Here is a 25,418-nt window from a genome sequence, read left to right on the forward strand (position 1 = left end):
GTAACGGTCGTCGGTCACGATGATCTCCTCCACTCATGGCCGGGCTCGTCCGGCCATCCACGTTTTCGTGTTTGCGGCAGGCCTACAAGACGTGGATGCCCGCGACAAGCGCGCAAGGCGAGACGACGGCGGGTCGCCGCGGTCATTCATCCGGGAACAGGATCGAGGTGTAGTCGCGCGCCCCGTGCAGAACGTGGAGCACCTGAACCTCGTCATCTTCGATGCGATAGAAGATCAGGTAATTGCCATGTGTCCGACGCCGGATGCCGCGGTCCTCCCAGCAGGGGATCAACGGAAAGGCGCGCGGACTGAAGGCAAGCTAGCGACAGCGGTCGTACAACTCGGCGACGAAGGAGTCGGCGCGTGCCGGATTATCGCCCGCAATGGCGCGACCGATCTCGACGGGATCGTGCAGTGCAGCCGCCGTGACGACGACTTTCACTGGGCGGACGACTTGTCCGGCAGGCCAAGCTCCGTGCGCAGCGCCGCGAACGCCTCGTCGAGCGGCATGGTCCGCCCCGCATCGGCATCGGCGACCCCACGGCTCAGGGCCGCTTCCAACGTCTGAAGCTTGGCGGCCCGGGCGCGCTCCTTCAGATAGCGCTCGCGGAGAGCTCCCGGATGTACTCGCTGCTCGACGCAAAGGCCCCACGCCTGACCTCGTCGCGGACGAACTGCTCCAGCTCGGCCGTCAGGGTGAGAGTCATCTGTCCGGCGGGCTTCATCGGGATCTCCAGGCGCCGAATGGTTACAGTGCAATATAGTGTATTGCACTGTAACCGCCAGCCCGGCCCGCAGGCTCCCCTACTCCGCCGCGACCCGCCCGGCCGCCGCGGCGTGCGGCTTCACCACCACCTTGATGGCGCCGTCGAGCTTGTCCTTGGCATAGCGCAGCGCCGTCGGCAGGTCGTCGAGCGGGAACGTGTGGGTGAGCAGCGGGCGGGCGTCGAATTTTCCGTCGCGCATCAGGGCGCAGGCGCGGTGGACGGCGCGCTTGCCCTCGCCCCTGATGCCGAACAAGGCGATGTTGTCGCGCACCAGCCGACCGACATCGACCTGCGTCGCCTCGGCCGGGAAGGCGGCGAGGCAGACGCGGCCGCCGCGGCTCGCCATGGCGATCGCCTGGCCGATGGCGACCGGCGCGCCCGAGCACTCGACCACGTAGTCGGCCCCGTGCGGCCCGACGATCGTCTTCACGGCCGCCACGGCATCCACCTCGCGCACGTCGATCACATGGTCGGCGCCGAGGCCGGCCGCGATGGCGAGGCGCTGCGGCGACAGGCCCGTCACCACCACGGGCGAGGCGCCGAGCGCCTTGCCGACCGCGGCGACGAACAGGCCGATCGGCCCCTCGCCGATGACGACCAGGCTCTCGCCGGCGACCAGCCCGCCGATCTCGGTGAGCGCGTACATGGCCGTGCCGGCCGTGACGACGAGGGTGCCGAGCTCGTCGGAGATGTCGTCCGAGAGCTTCGCCATCGTGTTCACGTGGTTGACCTGGTACTCGCAGAAGCCGCCGTCGGTGGTGAAGCCGTTGGCGCGATGGCCCTTGGCGCGGTTGCCGTAGTTCAGGCAGGCCGTGTAGAGGCCGGCCCGGCAGCGCCGGCACTGGCCGCAGCCGGCATGGATCTCGACCGCGACGCGGTCGCCGATGGCGAACTCGTCCACGGCGGGCCCGAGCGCCACCACGGTGCCCATGTATTCGTGGCCGGGCGTCCACGCCTTGTGGAAGGGCGGCCCGCCGTCGACGATCGCCGGCCAGCCGTACCAGATGTTGTCGATGTCGCTTGGGCAGATGGCGACGGCGTCGATGCGCAGCAGCACCTCGGCGCGGCCCGGCACCGGGACCGGCTTCTCGGTGCGGCGCAGCTCGCCGGGGCCGTCGAGCACCCAGGCCGTCATGCGCGCGGGAATCGGGAAGGCTGCGCTGGTGGTCACGCCGTCCGGGGTGGTCATCATGGGCTCTCCTGAACCGTCACGACGCCGGATGCTAACCCGAGCGGCAGCCGCGGCGCGATCCGCGCCGCCGCCCGGGCAGGCCTGCGGCCGGAGCGGAGCCGGCGACCGGCACACGACCGGTCCGCTGCGGCTTTCCCGCCCCGAAGCGGCGTGGCATGGTCCGGCGATGCCGCCCGCCCCCGCCACCGCACCGAGTCCGCCGATCGACGGAGGCCGATCGGCGACCGCGCTCGCGGTCGCGCGCGGCACCCAGCGGCTGCTGCTCTCGATGGGCTTCGCCTGCGTGTGCGAGCTGCCGCTCGCCTCCGGACGGCGGGCCGACCTGGTCGCGCTCGGCGGCGAGGGCACGGTGTGGATCGTCGAGATCAAGTCGTCGATCGAAGACTTCCGTGCCGACCACAAATGGCCGGACTACCGGCTGCACTGCGACCGGCTGTTCTTCGCCACCGCCCCGCACGTGCCGGCCGCGATCTTTCCCGAGGACGCCGGCCTGATCGTCGCCGACGGCTTCGGCGCCGAGCTGCTGCGCGACGCGCCCGAGCACCGGCTGCACGCGGCGACCCGCAAGCACATGACGCTCGCCTTCGCGCGCGCCGCGGCGCTGCGCCTGCAGGCACTCGCCGACCCGCACGGACGATTCTCCGACGGATGACGCGGCTGCCGCGAACGTGACGGCCGGCGCGCGACACAATGGATGGGGATCCGAGCGGGATCGGGTATCATGTTAGGGAACGCCCCCCGGGGGGCCGGCGAGGCAGCATGGACATGCGCACCTTCTCCTCCGAGCCGTCGCCGCCCCAGCCGTGGGGCTCCGGGCCGCCGGTTGCGGCGTCCGGAACCGGCGGCCCGGCCGGCGATGGCCCGGCCGCACCGGCACCAGTCGGCTCCGGGCAGGTGACCTCCGGGCAGGTGACCTTCACGGGGCTGCGCGGCGACTTCTTCAGCCTCGTGGTGGCCGGCGGGCTCCTGCAGCTCGTCACGATCGGCTTCTACCGGTTCTGGCTGGTCACCGACATCCGCCGCCATCTGTGGCGCCACACGAGGATCGGCGCCGACGCGCTCGAATACACCGGCACGGCGCGCGAGCTGCTGATCGGCTTTCTGGTGGCGCTCGCCATCCTGGCGCCCGTCTACGTGCTGTACTTCCTGGCCGGCCTCGTCGCCGAGGAGTACGCCACCTTCGCCAGCGTGCCGCTGGTCCTGGTGCTCTACGTGTTCGGCCATTACGCGACCTACCGGGCGCGGCGCTACCGCATGACCCGCACCTCGCTGCGCGGCCTGCGCTTCTGGATGACCGGCTCGGCCTTCGCCTATGCGGGCCGCGCCGCCTGGTGGGACTTCCTCACCGTGATCACGCTCGGCCTCGCCTATCCGTGGCGGGCCGCCGCGCTCGAGCGCTACCGGATGCGCAACACCCGCTACGGCACGCTCGAAGGCGACTTCGTCGGCACCGGCTGGCGGCTGTTCGTCCGCGGCGCCTGGATGTGGGGGCTGGCCATGGTGGTGCTCGCCGGGATGATCGCGGCGGGGATCGGAATGGCGAGCGCCGGTGCGCTCGCGGCCCTCGACCTCGACAAGGACGACGCCGAGACCATCATCGGCCTCGTCGCGCTCGCCGGCATGCTGCTCGTGTTCCTGCTGCTGCCGCTGTGGCCGATCTTCCGGGCGACCGAGCTGCGCTGGCGGATCGAGGGCACGCGCTTCGGCCCCGTCGCGCTGCACTCCCGTCTCAAGCGCCGCACCGTGCTGGGCTGCTACGCCGCCGCGCTCGGCGTGTCGATGCTGGTCGGCTCCGCCGGCAGCATCCTGTTCGGCACCGCCACGGTGCTGATGAAGAACCCGTTCGAGCACATCGAGACGGCCGGCCTGACGGGCCAGATCGGCGCCTTCGCCGTGATCGCCGTGATCTATCTCCTGATGCTGTTCGGCTTCGGCGTGGTGAAGCGCGTCTTCGTCGACCGCGGCGTCTGGGCCGCCGTCGCCGCGACCACCACGGTGGTCGGGGTCGAGGCCCTCGATCACGTCCAGGCGGCCGGCGAGGCCGCGAGCAGCCTCGGCGAAGGGCTCGCCGACGCGCTCGACGTCGGCGCGATCTGAGCGCCGTGAGCGCGCCGGCACACAGCGACGCGGCCGTCTTCTGGGACGGCGTGACGGCGCGCCGGCGCGACGTGACGCTGCGGCTCGACACCGACGCGCTGGCGATCCTGGAGAACGGCGCAGAGACGGCGCGCTGGCCGTGGCCCGATCTCCGCCGCCGCGACGCCGGGCCCGACGTCACGAGGGTCGGCTGCGTCTCGGCCGAAAATCTCGCACGCATCGACATCGCCGACCCGGGGCTCGCCGCCGCGATCGTCGCCCGCGCCCCCGCCGTCGAGGCGGCGACGGGCGGCGGACGGCGGTTCCGGCTGAAGGTGGTGATCGGCTCGCTCGCCGTCGCGGTGTCGCTCGTCCTCACCACGCTCTATCTGCTGCCGCCGGTCGCCGCGCGGCTGGTGCCGTTCGTCCCGGTGGCATGGGAGGAACGGCTCGGCGGCATCGCCGACAAGCAGGTGAGGTCGATCTTCGGCGCCGAAACCTGTGAGGATCCGGCCGGCCGGGCGGCGCTCGACGCGCTGACCGCGAAGCTCGTCGACGCGGCGGACATCGGGACCGGGCAGGCCGGCGCGGGCGTGCGCATCGCGGTGCTGCGCTCCGCCACCAAGAACGCCGTCGCGCTGCCGGGCGGCCGCATCTACCTGTTCGACGGTCTCCTGCAGATGGCCCGCAGCCCCGACGAGATCGCCGGCGTGCTGGCCCACGAGATCGGCCATGTGAAGGGCCGCGACGGGCTGCGCAGCCTGATCCAGGCGGGCGGCTCGTCGTTCCTGCTCGGGCTCCTGTTCGGCGACGTCACCGGCTCGTCGACCGTGGTGTTCGCCGCGCGCCTGATGGTCGACGGCTCGCATTCGCGCGAGGCGGAGCGCGCCGCCGACCGGGAGTCGGCCCGCATCATGACGGCGCTCGGCCGGCCGGCGGCACCGATGGCGGCGTTCCTGATGCGGGTCACCGGCGAGAACGCCGGCAAGGGTGTCAGCCTGCTGCTCACCCACCCGCTCAGCGAGGAGCGCCTCGAAGCCCTCAAGGCGCTCGATCGCGGCACCAGCGGGCCGCCGTTGCTGGACGACGCGCAGTGGAAGGCGCTGCAAGGGATTTGCCGGAGGTGAGGTGATTTGACTCGAGCCTCGTCATGGCCGGGCTTGTCCCGGCCATCCACGCTCTTCCCCACGGACTGACAACGCGCACCGAGCCGCCCCAAAAACGTGGATGGCCGGGACAAGCCCGGCCACGACGAATTCGGATCGGAATCGGATTCGAAACCTTCGGCCCGCCCTACTTGGGCGCCCGCTTCGCCAAGATCCGCTGCAGGGTGCGGCGGTGCATGTTGAGGCGACGGGCCGTCTCGGAGACGTTGCGGCCGCACAGCTCGTAGACGCGCTGGATGTGCTCCCAGCGCACCCGGTCGGCCGACATCGGGTTCTCGGGGGGCTCGGGCTTCTTGCCCTCGCCGGCCAGGAGCGCGGCAGCGACCTCGTCGGCGTCGGCCGGCTTCGACATGTAGTCGAAGGCGCCGAGCTTCACGGCCGTCACGGCGGTGGCGATGTTGCCGTAGCCGGTGAGCACGATGCCGCGGGCTTCGGGCCGTTTCTTCTTCAGCGCCTGGATGACGTCGAGGCCGTTGCCGTCGCCGAGCCGCATGTCGACCACGGCGAAGGCGGGCGGCTGGCGCTCGACCTGCTGCAGCCCGTCGGCGACCGACTCGGCGGTCGTCACCGTGAAGCCGCGCGACTCCATGGCGCGGGCGAGGCGCTGCAGGAACGACTTGTCGTCCTCGACGATCAGCAGCGAACGCTCCCCCACCGGGGCCGACACGGTCGGCGTGGACGAAGACGCGGCTTCCATCATCGTTCTCGATCCTCGAAGGTTCGCCGGTCGGGCCGGCAAGATTGTCCACGGCAGTCTCTACGGCGAGGCTGCCCGGTCCGATGCCGGAATGCGCCGGACGTGATGTCGCACCTCGTCACCGGGTCAGGTAAGGGCGAACCACCGGCGTCTCAAGCCCGGCCGGGAGCCGCCTCCACGTCGTCCGGCTCGGGCTCCTGGTCGGCCGAGCCCCACAGGGTCTCGGCCGGGTGCTCGAACTCCTCGCGGCTCCAGCGGATGCGGACGATCGCGCCGCGCTGCGGAAACCGCCGGTTCTGCAGGGTCAGGCGACCGCCGGAGCGTTCCAGCAGGGTCTTGGCGATGAAGAAGCCGAGCCCGAGCCCGGGCGAGTCCTCGCCCTTGCGGCGGCCGCGACGACTCGTCACGTAGGGCTTGCCGAGCCGGTCCATGATCTCGGGCGGAAAGCCCGGCCCGTCGTCGGAGATCATGATCCACACCGAGTCGGCGTTCCACGACACCGCGACCTCGACGCGCTCGCGGGCGAAGTCGGCGGCGTTCTCGACCAAGTTGCCGAGCCCGTAGAGGATCGCCGGGTTGCGCACCCCGATCGGCTCCGGCCCGCCCTCGGACGGCATCACCACGTCGATCGCCGCCTCGCCGGTGCGGTGCGGCGCCACCACGTCCTCGACCAGGGCCGAGATCGGCATGCGCACGAACATCTCGCCGGGCGCCGGGAACTCGGAGAGCTTGCCGAGAATCTCGCGGCAGCGCTGCGCCTGCTGGCGCAGGAGCCGGATATCCTCCAGCATCGGCGAGGCGGGGTCGAGCTCGTGCTCGAGCTCCTTGGCGACCAGCAGGATGGTGGCGAGCGGCGTGCCGAGCTCGTGGGCGGCCGCGGCGGCGAGCCCGTCGAGCTGCGAGAGATGCTGCTCACGCGCCAACACCAGCTCGGTCGCCGCCAGCGCCTGGGTGAGCTTGCGCGACTCCTCGGCGATCTGGCCGGCGTAGACGCTGATGTAGCCGATGGCCAGCGCCAGCGCGAGCCAGACGCCGAACACGTAGATCCACGGCAGCTCGAAGCTGCCGTCGCCCGGCCACGGCAGCGGGAAATAGGCGAACATCAGCACGGTCGCCGAGGCGATCGCCAGGAGGCCGAGCAGCAGCGTGAGCCGCGACGGCAGGATGCTGGCCGAGATCAGCACCGGCCCGATGAACAGGAGCGCGAACGGGTTCTGCATCCCGCCGGTGAGGAACAAGAGGATCGCCAGCTCGGCGATATCGACCCCGAGCAGCAGCGCGACCCCGTTGGCTTCGAGCCGCGCGTCGCCGTGGAAGCGCCACAGCAGATAGACGTTGAGCGAGCCGTAGAGCGTCACCACGGCCAGCGCGACCCAGAACAGCGCCTCGCTGACCAGGCTGTCGTGGACGATCAGCACAGCGGCGAGCTGGCCGAACACCGCGATCCAGCGCAGCCGCACCAGCGTGTCGAGGCGGACCGGCCGGGAGGGCTCGTCGTCGGTCGAGAAAACGGGCGTCGTCATGACACCATCGTAGCAGGCCGGCGCGGGTGAGACAGGTGCGCCGCGTCGTAGCAGGCGAGGCGTCGCGGAGGGACCGCGACGCGCCGAGACCGAACAGGCGAGGTGAACCGAGACGAGACCGGAGCAGGCGCCGAGACGCCGCTCAGCTCCGCCGGCCCTGCTGCTCCTGCGTCTTCAGCCAGTCCGAGAGCGTCTCGGTCGATCTTCGCGCCTTCTTGCCGACCGACGCGACGGTCGATGCGCCGCTCGACGTCTTGCCGCCGGAGGACCGGCTCGCCGCGCCGCTCTTCTTGGCGGCGCTGCGGGTCGGCGTGGCGGGCGCGTCGGCGCCGTCGCGCGCCAGCCGCAGCGCGCGCAGCCGCTCGGTCTTCTCGCGCAGCGCCTGGGCCTCGCGCTCGTAGAGCGGCAGCGCCGTCTTGCTGCCGTCCCCACGATCCTTCGGACGGTCGTTCATTTTAATCTCCGGCTTTCGAAATGAGAGGGCTAGGGATCGAGCGCCTTGCGCAGGGCCGCGTTGATGCGGTCCTGCCAGCCGGGGCCGGCCTCGCGGAACCGCTCGAGAATATCCTGGTCGATGCGCAGCGTGACCTGCTCGCGCACCGGCGGCAGGCCCGGCGGCCGCACCGGCGCCGCCTCGGCTGGTCCGGGCGGCGGCTTCGCCGTCACCGCCTTGAAGGCCTTCTCGGCCGCGGCTCGCGCGTCCTGCCCGCGCCGCTGATCCGGTCCGCGCAGCGAGCCTTGCGGGCGGCGTGTCCTGTCGCCGGTCATCGGCATCCTCTCGGCTCTCCTGGTGGTCCGGTGGCGGGTGACGAGCAGGCGTTCGTCCGCGCCGTCGCTCGCGCGACGATACGGCGGCAGCGGTGCGACCGCGCCCGGCGGGGCGCGGGATCGACGAACCTCATCGGTGCGTTCGCGACCGTGCCCGGTCACGAGGACGGGGCGCGGCCGGTACGGCCGAATCATCCTCGCACATCCGGGCGCTGGACTGTAGCGGGTCTCTGCGGATGGTCGCCGCACCCCACCGGCCGGTGGGGGCGGTCCCGCTCTGCCCACGGCGCCCTTGCACCTGCCGCACACCCCCCTACATTCGCCGGACCCATGACCACAGCCCGCACCCCATCAGCGTCCACCGCGTCAGCGTCCGGCACGCCCGCCGTCGCGGTCGACCGGCTGGTCAAGATCTACAAGGGCGGCACCGCCGTCGACGGCATCTCGTTTTCGCTGCCGGCCGGCTCGGTGACGGGCCTGCTCGGCGGCAACGGCGCCGGCAAGACGACCACGATCGCGATGATCATGGGGCTGGTGATGCCGACCTCCGGCACCGTGCGGGTGCTCGGCGCCGAGATGCCGCGCCAACGCTACCGCGTGCTCGAGCGCATGAACTTCGAGAGCCCCTATGTGGAGATGCCGCTGCGCCTGACGGTGCGCCAGAACCTCACCGTGTTCGGCAAGCTCTACGGGGTCGCGGATCTCGACGTCGTGATCGCGCGCCTCGCCGCCGATCTCGATCTCGTCGATCTGCTCGACCGCCCGACCGGCAAGCTCTCGGCCGGCCAGAAGACCCGGGTCGCGCTCGCCAAGGCGTTGGTCAACGCGCCCGAGCTCCTTCTGCTCGACGAGCCGACCGCCTCGCTCGATCCCGACACGGCCGACTGGATCCGCGGCCGGCTGGAGCAGTACCGCGAGCGCCGCGGCGCCACCATCCTGCTCGCCTCCCACAACATGGGCGAGGTCGAGCGGCTGTGCGACCGCGTCATCATCATGAAGCGCGGCCGGATCGAGGACGACGGCACGCCGGCCGCGCTGCTCGCCCGCTACGGACGCAGCAACCTGGAAGAGGTCTTCCTCGACGTCGCGCGCGGGCGCGGGGAGCCGCAGGAGGGCGACGCGGCCCGGGAGGCGGCGCAATGAGCGGCGTCATGCGCAGCGGAAGCGGCGAGTGGGAGATCTCGGGCCGACGCATCGCCGCACTGGTCGAGCGCTACTGGTACCTGCTGCGCTCGTCGTGGCCGCGGCTCCTCGACCTCGTCTACTGGCCGGCCGTGCAGATGCTGATGTGGGGCTTCCTGCAGACCTACGTGTCGCAGAGCGACGGCTTCTTCGCGCGCGCCGGCGGCACCTTCATCGGCGCCGTTCTGCTGTGGGACATCCTGTTCCGCGGCCAGCTCGGCTTCTCGGTGTCGTTCTTGGAGGAAATGTGGTCGCGCAACCTCGCCAACCTGATGATGAGCCCGCTACGGCCGATCGAGTTCGTGATCGCGCTGATGATCATGAGCCTCGTGCGCCTCTCGATCGGGCTCGTCCCCGTGACGTTCCTCGCGATCGCGTTCTTCGGCTTCAACCTGTGGGGTCTCGGGCTCGCGCTCGCGGCGTTCTTCGTCAATCTGATGCTGACCAGCTGGGCGGTCGGGATCTTCGTCTCGGGCATCCTGCTGCGCAACGGGCTCGGCGCCGAGAACCTCGCCTGGACCATCATGTTCCTGATGCTGCCGCTGGCCTGCGTCTACTATCCGGTGGCGGTGCTGCCCTCGTGGCTGCAGGCGATCGCCTGGATGCTGCCGCCGACCTCCGTGTTCGAAGGGATGCGGGCGCTGATGATCGACCACGTCTTCCGGGCCGACCTGATGCTGTGGGCGCTCGGCCTCAACGTGGTGCTGTTCGCCGCCGGGACGGTCGGGTTTCTGGCGCTGCTGAACAGCGCGCGCCGCCAAGGTTCGCTGCTGCAGACTGGCGAATGACGGTTCACTGTTTGCGTGCAGAACGCCCGGACTTCGCGGAAAAATGATGTACGATAAAAACGTCTGCGAAATTTTTTGTCCTTTTCGGCCCGGAAACTGAAATTTGACGTTGCGCAATGCTGCGGCGCACGGCAGCATTGATCAAACATAAATTCCTGCATCCAAGCGCGCACGCCGACCTTCCGGCGCGCGAAAGGGAGCTACACCATGACCATCCGGGACGTCGACCACATGCCGCCGCCGCCGTCGATGGAGGGCTTCAGCATCGGCCTCTCGTCGCCGCTGTACTGGTTCTACGAGATGACGCATGTGGCCCTCAACCCGTCGCGGGCGCTGGCGCACGCCACCCATGCGTTCTTCAAGAGCCCGAGCAACCCGGTGTCGTCGACGACGATCGGCAAGTCGATCTCGGCCGCCTGCGAGATGTTCGAGCGCGCCACCCGGCGCTACGCCCAGCCGGAGTGGGACATCGAGCACACCGTGGTGGACGGCCGGCTCGCGCCGGTGTCGATCGAGACCGTGTGGGAGCGTCCGTTCTGCCGGCTCCTGCATTTCGACCGGCAGGTGTCGATCACCCACAAGCCGGACCCGCGCGTCCTCGTCATCGCGCCGATGTCGGGCCACTATGCCACGCTGCTGCGCGGCACCGTCGAGGCGCTGCTGCCCGACCACGACGTCTACATCACCGACTGGATCGACGCCCGCATGGTGCCGATGAGCGAGGGGCGCTTCGACCTCGACGACTACATCGACTACATCATCGGCATGCTGCGGCTGCTCGGCAGCGACACGCATGTGCTGGCCGTCTGCCAGCCCGGCGTGCCGGCGCTGTGCGCCATCTCGGTGATGGAGGCGAACGAGGAGGCGCATGTCCCCGAGTCGCTTCTGCTGATGGGCAGCCCGATCGACACCCGCATCAACCCGACGCAGGTCAACCAGGTCGCCGAGAAGCGCGGCATCGACTGGTTCCGCCGCAACGTCATCACCAAGGTGCCGTTCCCGAACCCCGGCTTCATGCGCGACGTGTATCCGGGCTTCCTGCAGCTCAACGGCTTCATGTCGATGAATCTCGACCGCCATCTCGAGGCGCACTCGAAGCTGTTCCAGCATCTCGTCGAGGGCGACGGCGACTCGGCCGCGGCGCATCGCAAGTTCTACGACGAGTACCTGGCCGTGATGGACCTCACCGCCGAGTTCTATCTGCAGACCGTCGACAGCGTGTTCATCCGCCAGCTGCTGCCGAAGGGCGAGTTCATCCACCGCGGCATCCGGGTCGACCCGAGCAAGGTCAAGCGCGTCGCGCTGATGACCATGGAGGGCGAGCAGGACGACATCACCGGGCTCGGCCAGACCCAGGCGGCTCACACGCTTTGTTCCAACATCCCGGAGGAGAAGCGCCTCCACTACGTGCAGCCCGGTGTCGGCCACTACGGGGTGTTCAACGGCTCGCGCTTCCGCAATGAGATCCTTCCCCGGATGGCGGCCTTCATCCGGGCGAACGACTGATGCTGTCGCGCCGCGCCCCTCGCAGGCGCGGCGCCGCAGGCAGTCCAAGTCATTGAAAACACGAGCCTGACGGCCAGATGCGCCGATCGTTCCGGCGGGCCGCCTAGACACGGGCGGCCGCGATTTGCAACGGGCTCCGACCGATTTCGAGGGGCCGCCGCAACATCCTCTTTCCACAGCACAAATTCGAACGGTCTCGAGTCCGGGTCAGCCGCGAAGAACGGACTCGCGATTCATTCCTTTTCACCCCACATCTGGCCCGCCTCACGCCTCGTCTCACAAGATTTGGCGGCTCGAAAACGTCCTTCGCGAGGGGGCTTCAAGCCGCCCCGAATATGGCAGACTGCGGCGCGGGGACGGGGTGGATTCGACGACAATGACCCTGCGCGCCATGCTCTATCGACGCCCGAGCGAGCCGCACGCCATCGAGGTGGTGTTCGAGCGCTCGGTCTATCTGGTCCGGCTGCGCCGGCACCGGCAGGCGCGCCGCTATACGCTGCGCATCCAGGCGGCGACCCGCGAGGTCGTGCTCACCATGCCGCCGCACGGCTCCATCCGCGAGGCGCGCGACTTCGCCGAGCGCCACGGCGGCTGGATCGCGGCCCGCATGGGCCGGCTGCCGAAGCCGGCGCCGTTCGCGCCCGGCACCGTGCTGCCGCTGCGCGGCACGCTGCACCGCATCGTCCATCGCCGCGGCGTCCGCGGCACCGTGTGGACCGAGACCGACGAGTCCGGCGACAAGCTCCTGTGCGTCGCCGGCGAGGCCGAGCATCTGGAGCGCCGCGTCACCGACTTCCTGCGCCGCGAGGCGAAGCGCGACGCCGAGGCGGCGGCCCGCGCCTATGCCGAGCGGCTCGGTCTCAAGATCAAGCGCATCACCATTCGGGATCAGACCAGCCGGTGGGGCTCGTGCTCCACGACGGGGGCGCTGTCGTTCTCGTGGCGGCTGGTGCTGGCGCCGCGCTACGTGCTCGACTACCTGGCCGCCCACGAGGTCGCGCATCTCGTCGAGATGAACCACTCGCCGCGCTTCTGGCGGCTGCTCGACCGGCTGTGCCCCGACATGCGCCGCGCCAAGGTGTGGCTCGAGGTGCATGGCGGCGACCTCCACCGCTACGGTGCCGGCCCGGACGAGCCGATCGCCCGGCGCCGGCCGCCGACGGCGTAAGCTCCCGAAACAGGAGTCTCCCCCGTCATGGCCGGGCTTGTCCCGGCCATCCACGATCGCGGCCGCGGCGACACCTCCAGGACGTGGATCGCCGCGACGCGCGCGGCCTTGACGCCGAGGGTGCAGCCCGCCTCGACAGCGCGCGGTCGCACGCGCTACATGCCGGGCCGGCATTTTGACCGGCCCACCGCAGGCGCGACGCGCGTCCCGCGCCGCCCGCCCACCGGATCCTCGACAGAAAAATGCTTCGCCCCGACACCTTCGCGCTGACGGCCCTGCTCGCGCTGATGACCGCGCTCGGCCCGCTCGCCATGGATCTCTACCTGCCCTCCTTCCCGGAGATCGGGCGGACGCTTCACGCGTCGCCGTCGCAGGTGCAGCTCACGATCTCGTTCTACATGCTGGGCTTCGCGGTCGGGCAGTTGTTCTTCGGGCCGATCTCGGACCGCTTCGGGCGCAAGCCGGTGCTGTCCTTCTCGCTCGTGGTGTTCTGCCTCGGCACGCTCGCCTGCGCGGTGGCACCGTCGATCGCGGCGCTGATCGCCGCCCGCGTGCTGCAAGGTGCGGGTGCGGCCGGCGTCATCGTGCTGGCCCGCACCGTGGTGCGCGACCTCTACGACGGCGCCCGTGCGGCGCGCGAGATGGCCCTGATGGGCGCCATCATGGGAATCGCGCCGATCCTCGCGCCGGTGGTCGGCGGCGTGCTGGAGGAGTGGCTCGGGTGGCGGTCGGGCTTCGTGCTGATCCTGGTCGCCGGCCTCGCCGCCATGGTTGTGGTGCGCCGGCTGCTGCCCGAGACCGTGCCGCCGTCGCGCGACGACGCCAAGCTCGTCCAGGGCTCGCTCGAGTCCTTCGGCATCGTGATGCGCAACAAGGCGTTCCTGGCCTATCTCGGGATCGTCACGGCGAGCTTCTCGGGCCTGTTCGCCTACATCTCCGGCTCGCCCTTCGTGATGCAGAGCGTCTACGGCCTGTCGCCGACCGGCTTCGGCCTGTTCTACGGCGTCACCTCGCTCGGCTTCATCTCGGGCGCGCTGACCGCCGCCCACGTCGTGATGCGGATCGGCTTCGACCGCACCATCGGGATCGGTGCCGTCGGCGTGCTGGTCGGCGGGATCGGCACGCTGGTCGCGGTCGGCGTCGCGCCGACCTCGATGACGGCGCTCGCGGCCGCGCTCGCCGTGTTCCTGTTCGGCTTCGGGCTCGCCATGCCGCAGGCCCAGGCCGGCACGCTGCAGCCGTTTCCGGACCGCGCCGGCGCCGCCTCCTCGCTGGTCGGCTGCGTGCAGCAGACGGTCGGTGCCGCCGTCGGCGCCATCGTCGGCCTCGCACTGAACACGACCGCCTGGCCGATGGTGATCGCCATCGCGGCGACCGGCGTGATCACGTTCGTGATCTGGATCACGACCCGCCAGGTGCGCGCGAGCGCGCACCGACGCTCGTCCTGATCAGCGGCCGCCGAGACGATCCAGGAACCAGCCGTCGAGACCGGCCGCGGCGGCCGGGCGGACCTGGCCGCCGGCGACTGCGCCGCCCGAGGTGGGGGCCGGGCGCGGCGGCGGGGCGGCGTTGGCGCCGGCGCCCCAGCCGGGCGCCGTGGCCGCGGCGGAAGCAGACGCTGCCGGCGGTGCCGACGGACCAGACGACGACATCGGCCCCGGTGCAGGTCCGGACGCCGCTCCACCGCTGCCGTAACCCTGGCCGGTCGGCGCCGGCGGCGGCAGCGTCGCCGTGGTGCCGGACAGGCCGACGAGGTCGGCGACCGGCACGCCGTCGTGGGCGCTGCGCATGAATTTCGACCACGCCTCCACGGGCGGGCCGCCGCCCGTCATCTTCTTGGTCGGCGAGTTGTCGTCGTTGCCGAACCAGACGGCCGTGACGAGGTGCCCGGTGAAGCCGACGAACCAGGCGTCGCGGAAATCCTGGCTGGTGCCGGTCTTGCCGGCGACCGGCCAGCCCGGCAGCGCGGCGCCGGCGCCGCGCGCCGTGCCGACCCGCACGGTCTCGCGCATCATCTGGTTCATCATCGCGACGGAGGCCGGCTCGATCACCCGCCCCAACATCGACGAGGGGCGCGCGTAGAGTACCTTGCCCTTCGGCCCGCGGATCTTCTGCACCACGTGCGGCACCGTGGCGACGCCGCCGTTGGCGAACGGCGTGTAGGCGTTGGTGAGCTCCAGCACCGACACCTCCGAGGTGCCGAGCGCGAGCGAGGCGTTCGGCTCGAGCTTCGACGAGATGCCGAGCCGGTAGGCCGTCTTCGCCACCGCGGTCGGGCCGAACTCCATGGTGAGCCGCACCGACACGGTGTTGAGCGAATGCGCCAGCGCGTTGGTCAGCGTGACGGGGCCGTGATACTCGCGGCCGTAGTTCTCCGGCTTCCAGCCCTTGATGGCGATCGGCTTGTCGTCGCGCAGCGTGTCGGGGCGCAGGCCGCGCTCGATCGCGGTCAGATAGACGAACGGCTTGAACGCCGAGCCGGGCTGGCGCTTCGCCGCGACGGCGCGGTTGAACTGGCTCTCCTGATAATTCCGTCCGCCGACCAGCGCCCGCACGCCGCCCTCCGGGGTCATCGCGACCATCGCGGCCTGCGCGACCCCGAACTTCTCGCCGCGCTGGATCAGCGTGTCGATCACGGCGCGCTCGGCGAGGATCTGCAGGGCCGGGTCGATGGTCGTCTCGACGACCAGATCCTCCTCGACGCGGCCGACGATGTCGTTGACCACGTCCATCACCCAGTCGGCGACGTAGCCGGCCGATCCGCCGCCCGGCTTCACGACGCGCGGCGGATCGGCCATCGCCGCCTTGATGGTCGCGTCCGGCACCATGCCCTCCTCGGCCATCGCGGCGAGGACCAGCTGGGCGCGGCGCTCGGCGCCGTCGTAGTTGCGGGTCGGGGCGAGCTTGGACGGCGACTTGACGAGACCGGCGAGCAGCGCCGCCTCGCCGACCGTCACCTCGCGGGCCGACTTGCCGAAGTAGCGTTGCGCCGCGCCTTCGACACCGTAGGCGCCGGAGCCGAAATAGACGCGGTTGAGGTACAGCTCGAGGATCTCGCGCTTCGAGAACTTCTGCTCCAGCCACAGCGCCAGCATCACCTCCTCCAGTTTGCGCATCAGGGTGCGCTCCGGCCGCAGGAAGAGGTTTTTCGCGAGCTGCTGGGTGATCGACGAGCCGCCCTGGGAGATGCCGCGATGCGCGATGTTGGCCCACACGGCACGGCCGAGGCCGAGAAGATCGATGCCGAAATGCGAGTAGAAGCGCCGGTCCTCGATGGCGATGAAGGCATTGGGCAGATGCGCCGGCATCTCGCGCAGCGGGATCGCCGAGCCGCCCATGTCGCCGCGGCTCGCCATCAGGGTGCCGTCCATGCCGACGATCTGGACGTTGGGCGGGCGCTTGGGCACCTCGAGCGCGTGGATCGGCGGCAGATGCATGGCGACGTAGACGAACAAGCCGCCGGCCGCGATCACGACCCACAGGCCGGCGACCGCCATCCAGTAGACGCCACGCCCGAACACCGAGCCCTTCGGGCCGCGGCCCTTGCCGCCCTTGCCCTTGCCGCCGCCTCTGCCACCTCGACCCGCGGCACTCTTCGCGCCGCCCGCCTTGCCGCCGGCCGGCTTGCCGTCATCCTTTCCGTCGCTCTTTCTGGCCGCGCCGCCGCCGGCGCCCCCGCCCTTCCCGGTCGCCTGCGCCATGGCCGGCTCCTCGTCGATGTCGAAGGCGTCGATCTCGTCGTCGCGGCGCCGCTTGCCCGAACGCGGCACACCCACCTGAGCGTCCTCGTCGACGACGATCACGGGCGCCTTGGATTTCCTCGGCTCGCCCTTTCGCGGCGGCTTCACCTCGGGCGCGCGTTGTGCGGAGGCGCGCGAGTCCGGCGCACGCAAGTCCGGCGCACGCAAGTCCGGCGCACGCAAGTCTTGGGCGCGCGCCCCCTTCGCCCCGGTGCCGGTCCCGGCGTCTCGCGTGCTCTTCGGCGGCGCCATGACACTCCCCGGCCGGACCGCGACGCGGCACCCGGATTTCACCGGCCCACGCCGGCAACCAGCACCCCCACGATGCCGGCTCGTCCCCGCGCGAGCGTAGCGAGACCGCGCTTAAGTGTGGGTTAAGGCGAGAGGCTCGCGGCCGGAACGGCGCATCGTTGCGGCGCGAGCCGCGACCGAGATCCGCCTCCTGAGATTCATGGATAACGCGGAATTACCTCGAACTTTAGCGATCGGCCGTTGTCGCGGCGGGGCGGCTGACGGACACTCGTCCCGGACGTGGGAGCGCGGTGCGCAACCGCCGTGCTCCGGGCCGATCAGGCCGTCACGCATGCCGGCGCCGAAGGCCGGCCAACGGCACCGTCGAGAAACGGCACCAGCGACAGCGAGAGGAACCGAGATGAAGCGTATCGCGTACACGATGCTCCTCGCCGGGGCGGCGACCCTGGCGTTCTCACCCGCCGCCTCCGCTCAACGGTGGCACGGCCCCGGGATGTATCGGGGCGGCGGTTACGGCGTCGCCGGGCGGACCTGGACGCGCGCGCCGCTCGGCCGCGGCTACGGCGTCTACCGGGCCGGCTGGCGCGGCGCCGGCGTGCGCGCCTATGGTTGGCGGGCGGCGGCGTGGCGCGGCTACGGCCCGCGGGTGTACGGTCGGCGGGGCTATGGCTGGCGGGGTTACGGCTATGGCCCGTGGGCGCCGGCCGCGATCGGGGCGGGCGTCGCCGCGGCCGGCGTCTACGGCGCCACGGCCGCCTATGCACCCGGCTATGGCTACGGATACGGTGCGCCGGTGGTGAGCACCGGCTGGGGCACCGGCTGCGGCGCGACCTTCGGCACCGGCTGCGGCTGGTCCGGCTATGCGGCGCCCGTCACTTACGCGGTGCCGGTCGGCTACGGCTGCGGCGGCTGCGGCTACACGGTGGTCTATCGTCCCGGCTGCTGCTGATCACGACGCGACAGCCCCGGATCCCGGATGGCGCGAGCGCCATCCGGGCTATGGGCGAGCCTGATACTACTCGCTACTCGCCTCACTTCAGCTCGATCTTCGCCGCCTTGATCACCGGACCCCACTTGTCGGCCTCGGTCTTCATGAACGCGGAAAACGCTGCCGGCGTGGAGCCGACCGCGACCGAGCCGGTCTTCTTCAGGTAGGCCTCGACGGTCGGATCCTTCAGAGCCGCGGCGATGTCCTGCTGGATCTTCTCGACCAGGGCCGGGTTCATGCCCTTCGGCCCGAGCAGCCCCCACCACACCGCGGTGTCGAAGCCGACGACGCCCGCCTCGGCGACCGTCGGCACGTCCGGCAGGGCCGGCGAGCGCACGCCGGTCGTCACCGCGAGCGCCCGCACGGTGCCGCCCTCGAGCTGCCCGACCACCTCGGCCATCGGGTTGATGCTCATCGGGATCTCGCCGGCGATCACCGACATCAGCGCGGGCGCGCCACCCTTGTAGGGGATGGCGACGATCTTCACCTTGGCCATGTGGTTCAGGAGCTCGCCGGCGAGATGCGCCGACGTGCCGATGCCCGACATGCCGTAGGACAGGCTCTCCGGCTTTGCCCGCGCCTGGTCGAGCAGCTCCTTGAGATCCTTCACCGGGCTGTTCTTCGCCACGTTGATGGTGAGCGGCGAGTAGGCGACCTCGGTGATCGGCGTGAAGTCGGCGAAGGTGTCGTAGGGCAGCTTCGGATAGAAGAACTGGTTGAGCGGATGGCCGCTGGCGACGAGCAGCAGCGTGTAGCCGTCGGCGGGCGACTGGATCAGCGCCTGCGAGGCGATGATGCCGCCGGCGCCGGGTCGGTTGTCGACGACGATCTGCTGGCCCCAGGTCTTCGACACCGCCTGGCCGATCGTGCGGGCCAGCACGTCGACGGCGCCGCCGGCCGCATAGGGCACGAGGATGTGCACGGGCTTGTCGGGGAACGACTGGGCCGGCGCGACGGACGGCGCAGCGGCCACGAGCGGCAGCGCCAGCGCCGCGAGCGCGAGGCGTCTCGTGAAAGTCATCGGCGATCTCCCTGAAGGTCGCGCACCGGCCGGCTAGGCGAGCCGCAGCCGGTGCGTCGAAGCGGATGGCAGCCGGAGGCTGCGCCCCGGACAGTGATGATGCAAATGGTTCGTTTTTCTCGATTGAGCAATTCGATGCATCTATCGCGGTCCGGCGGCCGGCGGACCGCCGTCCGCCGCCTGGCGGGCCCCTCTCAGTTCGGCGTGATGTTGGCCGCCTTGATCACCGGCACCCACTTGTCCATCTCGGCCTTGTGGTAGGCCGCGAAGCCATCCGGCGTCTGGTGGGCGGCGGGCGGGATCTCCTGGGCGATCTCGGCGTAGCGGGCCTTCACCTTGGGATCGGCGAGCGCCTCGCGCACCGCCGCGCCGAGCTTCTCCAGCACCTCCTTGGGCGTCCCCTTCGGCGCCCACATGCCCTGCCAGACCGAGACCTGGAAGCCGGCGAGCCCGGCCTCCTCGGTGGTCGGCAGATCGGGCAGGACGGCGAGGCGGGTCGGCGAGGTGACCGCATAGGCCTTCACGGTGCCGGCGCGGATCTGCGGCAGCGCGCCCGACGTCTGCTCGATCATGGTGTCCAGATGGCCGGCGACCACGTCCTTGAGGCCGGGTGCCGAGCCGCGATACGGCACGAACTGGAACTTCACCCCGATCTTGTCCTGGAAGGTGAGCCCGGAGACGTGGCCGGGCGCGCCGACCCCGCCGGTCGCCATGGTCGGGCCGGGCTGGCTCTTCAGCCAGGCGATAAGCTCCTTCAGATTGGTCGCCGGCACGTCCTTCTTCGACAGGATGATCTGCGGCCCAGCCGCGAGCTGCGCCACGGGCGCGAAGTCGCCGAACAGGTCGTGATTGAGGTTCGGATAGATGCCGGCGTTGACGACGTAGTGGTTCCAGCCGCCGATGCCGAGCGTGTAGCCGTCGGCCGGCGAGCGGGCGACCCGGCCGGTACCGATGGTGCCCGACGCGCCGCCGACGTTCTCGACCACGATGGTGGCGCCGCCGAGCGCCGCCGCCATGCGCTCGGTCACGATGCGGGCGATGGTGTCGGTCGGTCCGCCGGCACTGGCGGCGACGATGACGGTGACGGGACGGCTCGGATAGGTCTCGGCGGCGGCGTCCTGCACGAGGATGCCTTGCGCCAGGATGGCGCCGGCCGCACAAGCGGCCAGAACGAGCACTGACTTCATGTCGCAAACTCCGTGTCGACGGATGAACCGGTGGCGAGCGCGGACGAGATGGCGAACGTGAACGAGAGGAGGAGCGCGGACGCGGAGCGAGCGCGACGCGGTCGTGGCGGACGCAGGACCGCGGCCGCGCGGAAACAGGCGAAGCCTAGCACGCCCACCTTGTATGAAAAGATGCTCCGCGCGTCACATCGGGTCGCAGGGCGTCGCGCGCACGCGAACTGATCAGATCCCGTTGTGCGCCGCATTCGATGCAGTGCGGGATCGAGGACGCGCACGCCACGCCGGACCTCGACCCGTTTCGTCGAACGCGAGGACGCCGAACGCGAGTGCTTCGAGCACGGTCCCGCGGTCGTGCGAGGGCCGCGCGGCGCCGTCCTGCCCGCATGGCGGCGCCGGCGAATTCGGACTTTTCTCGCACCGCACACCGACTATGATGCGGGCGATCGCACCATCCGATTCATAGCCGGACCGGCCGATACCCCATGGCTTCGCCCCTCGACGACCTCGCGTCGGCCATCGCAGCCGCAGGAGACGCCGGCCTGACCCTCGGCGCGCTGAAGACGAAGTTCGTCGGTGCCGCCACGCGCGGCAAGCCCGAGCGCGAGGCCGCGTTGCGCGACACGCTCGCCGCCCTGACCCGCGACGGCGCGATCTGGGGGCCGGTGCGGCACGGCGGCACGCAGTACTATTTCGGCCGCGGCCGTGGGCCGTCGATCGAGACGGCGAGCGCCCTCGTGGTGCGGCTGGTGCTGCAGGCGGGCACCAAGCTCGTGTCCAAGGCAGGGCTCGAGAAGAAGGTCACGGGCATGCAGCGGCGGTTCTTCGCCGACGCGCTCAAGCACGCCGTGGCGAGCCGAGCGATCGTCGAGCTGTCGTGCGGCTCGTCGAAATACTACCTGCACCGCGACGTCGCGGCGGACCGGTTCGGCTTCGACCCGCGCGACGAGATCGGCGCAGGAAGCCGACGCACACCGCACGCCGCCCCGGCTTCCGCCGGCATGCCCGCCCCGGTCCTGACCTTCGAGACCCTTCTCTCGGCCTATCGCCGCATCAAGGCCGAGCAGGGCGGCTTCTCGGCCGTGAAGATCCTCGATCTCGAGACGGCGCTGGGAGCATCGCGTGACAACCTGCATGCGCTGCTGCTCGCCGAGGCGAAGGCCGGCCGCGTCTCGCTGCATCCGACCACCTCGGTCGAGCTGCCGCCGGCCGTGATCGCGGCCGGCATCCGACTCGCCGGATTTTCCGAGCCGTTCGTCACCGTCGTCGTCAAGGACGCGCGATGAGCCGCCGCGTGACCGACATCGCCGTCAACCCGTTCGAGGACGACGTGGTGCGCGAGCCGCGCGACGTGTCGTTCTCGGTGAGGGGCCTCAACGACGCGCCGCTGAGCCGGCTCAATCGCGAGTTCTCGGCGCTCGACGGCGGCCCGCCGCCGCGAAAGCCGGCGCGCGCCAAGAAGGCGCAGCTCGTCGTCTCGCCGGACCGCGGCTACGGCAAGTCGCATCTGCTCGGGCGATTGTTCGGCAAGCTCGGCCGGCGCGCCACCAAGGTCTATCTGCGACCGTTCCAGGATCCGTTCAAGGCGTGGCACTCGATCCTGCTGCTCACGTTGCAGGAGCTGGAGCAGCCCGACGAGGCGCGCCGCGGCGCGCCGCGCCAGATCGAGTCGCTCGCCGTCGGCACCCTCGCCCATGTGGCGGCCGACTTCATCGCCGATCTGCCGAGCTACAAGGACGCCGCCGGCGCGGTTCAGTTCCTGCGCAAGCTCGGCGCCGAGGCGACGCTGCCGGACGACAGGACGCGGCCGTGGTTCGAATGGCTGAGCGGCCGCATCCTCGATCCGCGCGACATCGGCAAGCTGACGACCCGCATGCATCTGCGCGGCATCGACCTCGACGGCCGTGAGCAGGCCTGGCTGATCGTGCTGGCCGCCATCGCGCTCGACGAGCGCGCCGGCGAAGGCCGCCGCACCGCGCTCAAATGGCTGCGCGCCGAGCCGCTGGAGGCCGACGAGCTCGACTTTCTCGGCCTCTCCGCCGCCGACAACGAGCTGCGTGGCGACGCCACGGCGCAGGAGATCAACGACCTCTCGTTCCGCCGCCTGCAGGGGCTGTGCCTGCTCGCCTCCTACTACCGGCCGTTCCTGTTCTGCTTCGACCAGACCGAGTTCTACGCCAGCGATCCGGCGCTGGTGCGCACGCTCGGCAACTGCATCGACCAGCTCTATGTCGACCTGCGCAACCACCTCACCGTGATCACGACCAACCAGGAGAACTGGGTGACCGAGATCATGCCGCGGATCGCCCAACCGCAGCAGGACCGACTGTCGCCGAAGATCGAGCTGGAGGGCATCCGGATCGACGGCGCGCGCGAGCTGATCGTCTCGCGATTGCAGGACTACGCCCTCGACGAGGCGGAAATCGAGAGGTTCTTCGCCGACGGGTGGCTCGAAGCGATCTTCGATCCGTTGCCACAGCTCGGCGTCCGGGCGCTGCTGATGCGCGCCGCCGAGCGGTTCCGCACGCTCGCCGAGCCCGACGCGGCGCCCGCGCCGAAACCCTCGCTCGACGATCTGTTCCGGCTGCAGGTCAACGACGTGCGCTCCAAGCAGGCGCTGATCGCCTACAGCCCGGACGCGCTGATGTGGTTCGTCAAGGACGTCGGCAAAGGGCAGCCCGGCGTCACGGTCAGCCGGCCGGCGCATCGCCGCTACGTGACGGTCGAGTGGGCGTGGCCGGACCGCTCGGTGTTCTTCGCCTTCGAGGGCGGCGACCATTGGCATCGCTGGGGCAGCATCGCCAAGGAGGCGGTCGATCTCGCCGACGCGATCCCGGGCCGCAGCGTGCGCACCTACGTGTTCCGCACGCCCGACCTGCCGAAGGTGCCGCGGCCGAGCTGGACCGGCACGAACAAGCAGATCGCGGCGGCCGAGCAGAAGGGCTTCGCGATCGTCGCGCTGACGCTCGATCAGGTCTGCGAGCTGCATGCGGCGCGCGAGCTCTACTCGAACGCGCTCCAGGGCAACCTCCCGTATGGCGGGCCTGAGACGCTGGCCTTCCTGCAGGCGCGCTTCGCGCCGCTGCTGAAAGGTCTCGCCGAGCGGCAGCCGGCGGCGCCCGGCGGGTCGTCGCCGCCGCCGGCCGGGACGGTCGCCCCGCCGGCACCGACGACGACCGCACCGAACGGGCGGAGCGCACACGCGACGACCGGAGTGTCGTCGCCCGAAGGCGCCGCGGCGCCCGAGCTCGACCAGAAGCGCCTGCGCCTGGTGCTCGAGACGGTGCGCGAGCAGAAGATCGTCGACATCACGGCGGTGCTCGGCCGGCTCGGCGACGAGGCCTTGCGCGATCCGCTCCTGCGCAGCGTCGAGGTGCATCCGAATCTCAAGGCGCATCCGGGCCCCAAGACGATCTTCCTGCAATGGCGCAACACACCCTGACGGCGAGCGAGCTGACCGCTGCCGTCCTCGACGAGGGCTGGCGGGCGCGCTGGCGCGCCGGCGAGAGGCCGTCGACCCGCAGCTTCGCGCCACCCGGCACCGTGCGGGCGATGAGCCTGCGTTTCCACACCGAGGCCGAGGCGCTGGTGCGCTGGCTGACCGCGCCGGAGAGCATCGCCGTCGCGGCCCGCATCGACACCGCCGAGGCGCTCGTCGATCATCTGTGGGCGACCTCGCTGCAGGCCGTGACCGACCAGCTGTTCGCCAAGGGTCGCGGCGAGGAGGCGCAGCTCTTCACGGCGCGGCTGCGGACGTTCTGCGCCCGCCTGATCGATCTGCGGCAACGCGCGAAAAACTTCGAGACTTGGCAGGACGTGTTCGTCGCCGCCGAGCAGGATCTCGCCCGCGTCCCGGTGCAGGTCGGCGACGGCGTCGTCGCGCTGCGGGCGCGGGTCGACGCGATCCGCATCCATCCCGGTGGACATCTCGAGGTCGTCGACTACAAGCTCTCGCAGGGCGACCGGCAGAAGCACGACCTGGTGCAGCTGTCGATCTACGCCCATCTGCTGCCTCTCTGGCGCCCCGGCTGCGCCTTCGCCGGCACGCTCGAATACTACCTGCCGGAGTTCTCCGAGCTGCACGTCTCGCGCGACGATCTCGCCGGCATCTTTTCCGACATGGTGGCGCCGGTGCTGGCCGAGCTGTTCCCGGCCGTGCAGGCCCGCGTCGCGAAGCGACCTCGGCCCCCACGGGGCGAGGCGCCGGCACGCGCTGATGCGCCGACGGAACCGGTCCGCACGCCTCCGCAAGACCCCGATCCCGGCGTGGCGCTGCTCGGCCACAAGGTGATCACCGCGTTCGGCCAGCACAATCTCGGAGTCGAGGTGACGGGCGTCATCCACGGACCGCAGCTCGTGCGCATCAAGCTGACGCCGCGGCCGGGCGTAAAAGTCGCCTCGCTCGCCAACCGGGCCGCCGACCTGCAGGTCGCGCTGGCGCTGGCCGAGCCGCCGCTGATCCGCCCCGGCAAAGGCTTCGTCATGCTCGACCTGCCGCGGCCGGAGCCGACGCCCTGCCTGCTGAAGGAGGCGCTCGCCGGGCCGCTCGCGGCCGCGCTGAAGAGCCCGGTGGCGTTTCCGATCGGCATCGGGGTCGAGGGCGAGCCCGTCGTCGCCGATCTCGCAAATCCCAACACCTGCCACGCCCTGGTCGCCGGCTCCACCGGCTCGGGCAAGAGCGAGTGGCTGAAGGCGATGGTCGCGACGCTGGCGCTGCGCAACGCGCCGGAGGCGGTCAGGATCGCGCTGATCGATCCGAAGATCCTCACCTTCGCGGGCGTCGAGGCGAGCCCCTTTCTGTGGCGGCCCGTGGCGACGACGCTCGCCGACGCGATGGCGATCCTGCGCGCCGCCATCGCCGAGATGGAGGAGCGCTACCAGCGGCTCAAGCGCGGCGGCTTCGCCAACTTGGCCGAGCGCATCGCCGCGGGCGAGACCGACATCCCGTTCCTGGTGCTGGTGTTCGACGAGTTCGCCGACCTGATTCTCGCCGGCCGCGACGAGAAAAAGGAGTTCGAGGCGCTGGTCGCCCGCATCGCCGGCATGGGCCGCGCTTCCGGCATCCATCTGGTGCTGGCGACGCAACGCCCCGACAAGACGATCGTCACCGGCCTGGTCAAGGCGAACCTGCCGCTGAAAGTGTGCCTCAAGGTCGCCAATGCCGTGAACGCCCAGATCGTGCTCGACGAGACGGGCGCGGAGAGCCTCTACGGCAAGGGCGACCTCCTGTGCGACTTCGGCAAGGGCCTCGTGCGGGCCCAGGGCCTGTTCGTCCCGCAGGCCGCGTTCCTGACCGCCATGGCGCCGCCGGCGCGGCGGACCGGGCGGGGCTGACGGGCGGGGCTGACGGGCGGGCGGAGACACGAAGCACGCACCGCTCCCCCCGCTTGCCGCTCTCGG

22 protein-coding genes are annotated in these 25,418 nt (G+C 70.8%); 13 read left to right on the forward strand and 9 right to left on the reverse strand.

What is annotated here, in order from left to right; genetic code table 11:
• Nucleotides 1-19 precede the first annotated feature (19 nt).
• The gene (locus tag ACFSOX_RS23655) at nucleotides 20-568 is read left to right on the forward strand and encodes a hypothetical protein (protein WP_465270124.1); all 549 of its coding nucleotides are present in this window, start codon (nucleotides 20-22) and stop codon (nucleotides 566-568) included.
• Nucleotides 569-593: 25 nt separating this feature from the next.
• Here the strand turns inward: ACFSOX_RS23655 and ACFSOX_RS17205 are convergent, their stop codons facing one another.
• Nucleotides 594-725: a ribbon-helix-helix domain-containing protein gene (locus ACFSOX_RS17205; RefSeq protein WP_378479046.1), complete on the reverse strand. Its 132-nt coding sequence runs from the start codon at nucleotides 723-725 to the stop codon at nucleotides 594-596.
• Between the two features lie 79 nt (nucleotides 726-804).
• Complete coding sequence (locus ACFSOX_RS17210; RefSeq protein WP_378479047.1) at nucleotides 805-1,959, reverse strand: zinc-dependent alcohol dehydrogenase; 1,155 nt, start codon at nucleotides 1,957-1,959, stop codon at nucleotides 805-807.
• 166 nt (nucleotides 1,960-2,125) lie between these two features.
• Between ACFSOX_RS17210 and ACFSOX_RS17215 the strand changes: the two genes are divergently transcribed.
• The 3 genes from ACFSOX_RS17215 (at nucleotide 2,126) to ACFSOX_RS17225 (ending at nucleotide 5,162) form a co-directional block, all read left to right on the forward strand.
• Nucleotides 2,126-2,611: an MmcB family DNA repair protein gene (locus ACFSOX_RS17215; RefSeq protein WP_378479048.1), complete on the forward strand. Its 486-nt coding sequence runs from the start codon at nucleotides 2,126-2,128 to the stop codon at nucleotides 2,609-2,611.
• Between the two features lie 107 nt (nucleotides 2,612-2,718).
• Nucleotides 2,719-4,056: a DUF898 family protein gene (locus ACFSOX_RS17220; protein ID WP_378479049.1), complete on the forward strand. Its 1,338-nt coding sequence runs from the start codon at nucleotides 2,719-2,721 to the stop codon at nucleotides 4,054-4,056.
• Between the two features lie 5 nt (nucleotides 4,057-4,061).
• Nucleotides 4,062-5,162: a M48 family metallopeptidase gene (locus ACFSOX_RS17225; protein WP_378479050.1), complete on the forward strand. Its 1,101-nt coding sequence runs from the start codon at nucleotides 4,062-4,064 to the stop codon at nucleotides 5,160-5,162.
• 166 nt (nucleotides 5,163-5,328) lie between these two features.
• Here ACFSOX_RS17225 and ACFSOX_RS17230 read toward each other — a convergent pair whose 3' ends face one another.
• The 4 genes from ACFSOX_RS17230 to ACFSOX_RS17245 all read right to left on the reverse strand — a co-directional run bounded on the left by ACFSOX_RS17230 (nucleotide 5,329) and on the right by ACFSOX_RS17245 (nucleotide 8,189).
• Nucleotides 5,329-5,898 (reverse strand): ActR/PrrA/RegA family redox response regulator transcription factor, encoded by a 570-nt coding sequence (locus tag ACFSOX_RS17230; protein WP_378479051.1) that lies wholly within the window; start codon nucleotides 5,896-5,898, stop codon nucleotides 5,329-5,331.
• A gap of 152 nt (nucleotides 5,899-6,050) precedes the next feature.
• Nucleotides 6,051-7,421 carry an ActS/PrrB/RegB family redox-sensitive histidine kinase gene (locus tag ACFSOX_RS17235; RefSeq protein ID WP_378479052.1) on the reverse strand — a complete coding sequence of 457 codons (1,371 nt, stop codon included), beginning with the start codon at nucleotides 7,419-7,421 and terminating at the stop codon, nucleotides 6,051-6,053.
• Nucleotides 7,422-7,563: 142 nt separating this feature from the next.
• Nucleotides 7,564-7,875, reverse strand: coding sequence for a hypothetical protein (locus ACFSOX_RS17240; RefSeq protein WP_378479053.1), 312 nt, complete (start codon nucleotides 7,873-7,875; stop codon nucleotides 7,564-7,566).
• A 29-nt stretch (nucleotides 7,876-7,904) separates the two neighbouring features.
• A complete protein-coding gene (locus ACFSOX_RS17245) occupies nucleotides 7,905-8,189 on the reverse strand; it encodes a BrnA antitoxin family protein (RefSeq protein WP_378479077.1) in 285 nt (94 codons plus the stop codon).
• Nucleotides 8,190-8,519: 330 nt separating this feature from the next.
• Between ACFSOX_RS17245 and ACFSOX_RS17250 the strand changes: the two genes are divergently transcribed.
• From ACFSOX_RS17250 to ACFSOX_RS17270, 5 genes are all read left to right on the forward strand, one after another.
• A complete protein-coding gene (locus ACFSOX_RS17250; RefSeq protein ID WP_378479054.1) occupies nucleotides 8,520-9,332 on the forward strand; it encodes an ABC transporter ATP-binding protein in 813 nt (270 codons plus the stop codon).
• 8 nt (nucleotides 9,333-9,340) lie between these two features.
• Nucleotides 9,341-10,159: an ABC transporter permease gene (locus ACFSOX_RS17255; protein WP_378479055.1), complete on the forward strand. Its 819-nt coding sequence runs from the start codon at nucleotides 9,341-9,343 to the stop codon at nucleotides 10,157-10,159.
• A gap of 207 nt (nucleotides 10,160-10,366) precedes the next feature.
• Nucleotides 10,367-11,665, forward strand: a complete 1,299-nt coding sequence (locus ACFSOX_RS17260) for a polyhydroxyalkanoate depolymerase (RefSeq protein WP_378479056.1) — start codon at nucleotides 10,367-10,369, stop codon at nucleotides 11,663-11,665.
• 376 nt (nucleotides 11,666-12,041) lie between these two features.
• Nucleotides 12,042-12,833 carry a M48 family metallopeptidase gene (locus tag ACFSOX_RS17265; RefSeq protein ID WP_378479057.1) on the forward strand — a complete coding sequence of 264 codons (792 nt, stop codon included), beginning with the start codon at nucleotides 12,042-12,044 and terminating at the stop codon, nucleotides 12,831-12,833.
• Between the two features lie 242 nt (nucleotides 12,834-13,075).
• Nucleotides 13,076-14,281: a multidrug effflux MFS transporter gene (locus ACFSOX_RS17270; RefSeq protein ID WP_378479058.1), complete on the forward strand. Its 1,206-nt coding sequence runs from the start codon at nucleotides 13,076-13,078 to the stop codon at nucleotides 14,279-14,281.
• Here the strand turns inward: ACFSOX_RS17270 and ACFSOX_RS17275 are convergent, their stop codons facing one another.
• Nucleotides 14,282-16,534 (reverse strand): transglycosylase domain-containing protein, encoded by a 2,253-nt coding sequence (locus ACFSOX_RS17275; RefSeq protein ID WP_378479078.1) that lies wholly within the window; start codon nucleotides 16,532-16,534, stop codon nucleotides 14,282-14,284.
• 691 nt (nucleotides 16,535-17,225) lie between these two features.
• Between ACFSOX_RS17275 and ACFSOX_RS17280 the strand changes: the two genes are divergently transcribed.
• Nucleotides 17,226-17,774, forward strand: coding sequence for a hypothetical protein (locus ACFSOX_RS17280; RefSeq protein WP_378479059.1), 549 nt, complete (start codon nucleotides 17,226-17,228; stop codon nucleotides 17,772-17,774).
• An 82-nt stretch (nucleotides 17,775-17,856) separates the two neighbouring features.
• Here the strand turns inward: ACFSOX_RS17280 and ACFSOX_RS17285 are convergent, their stop codons facing one another.
• Together ACFSOX_RS17285 and ACFSOX_RS17290 are read right to left on the reverse strand one after the other, a co-directional pair.
• A complete protein-coding gene (locus tag ACFSOX_RS17285; RefSeq protein ID WP_378479060.1) occupies nucleotides 17,857-18,834 on the reverse strand; it encodes a tripartite tricarboxylate transporter substrate binding protein in 978 nt (325 codons plus the stop codon).
• Between the two features lie 194 nt (nucleotides 18,835-19,028).
• On the reverse strand, nucleotides 19,029-20,021 hold the full coding sequence (locus tag ACFSOX_RS17290) for a Bug family tripartite tricarboxylate transporter substrate binding protein (protein WP_378479061.1): 993 nt from the start codon (nucleotides 20,019-20,021) through the stop codon (nucleotides 19,029-19,031).
• Nucleotides 20,022-20,503: 482 nt separating this feature from the next.
• On the opposite strand from ACFSOX_RS17290, the gene ACFSOX_RS17295 reads away from it, so the two are divergent.
• The 3 genes from ACFSOX_RS17295 to ACFSOX_RS17305 are packed head-to-tail and all read left to right on the forward strand — an operon-like array spanning nucleotide 20,504 to nucleotide 25,352.
• Nucleotides 20,504-21,304, forward strand: a complete 801-nt coding sequence (locus tag ACFSOX_RS17295) for a hypothetical protein (RefSeq protein ID WP_378479062.1) — start codon at nucleotides 20,504-20,506, stop codon at nucleotides 21,302-21,304.
• On the forward strand, nucleotides 21,301-23,460 hold the full coding sequence (locus ACFSOX_RS17300; RefSeq protein ID WP_378479063.1) for a hypothetical protein: 2,160 nt from the start codon (nucleotides 21,301-21,303) through the stop codon (nucleotides 23,458-23,460). The genes ACFSOX_RS17295 and ACFSOX_RS17300 overlap by 4 nt, the downstream gene beginning before the upstream one ends.
• Complete coding sequence (locus tag ACFSOX_RS17305) at nucleotides 23,442-25,352, forward strand: DNA translocase FtsK (RefSeq protein ID WP_378479064.1); 1,911 nt, start codon at nucleotides 23,442-23,444, stop codon at nucleotides 25,350-25,352. The genes ACFSOX_RS17300 and ACFSOX_RS17305 overlap by 19 nt, the downstream gene beginning before the upstream one ends.
• Nucleotides 25,353-25,418: the final 66 nt, after the last annotated feature.

The sequence above is a fragment of the Rhodoplanes azumiensis genome, assembly GCF_042682915.1.
Lineage (GTDB): Bacteria > Pseudomonadota > Alphaproteobacteria > Rhizobiales > Xanthobacteraceae > Rhodoplanes > Rhodoplanes azumiensis.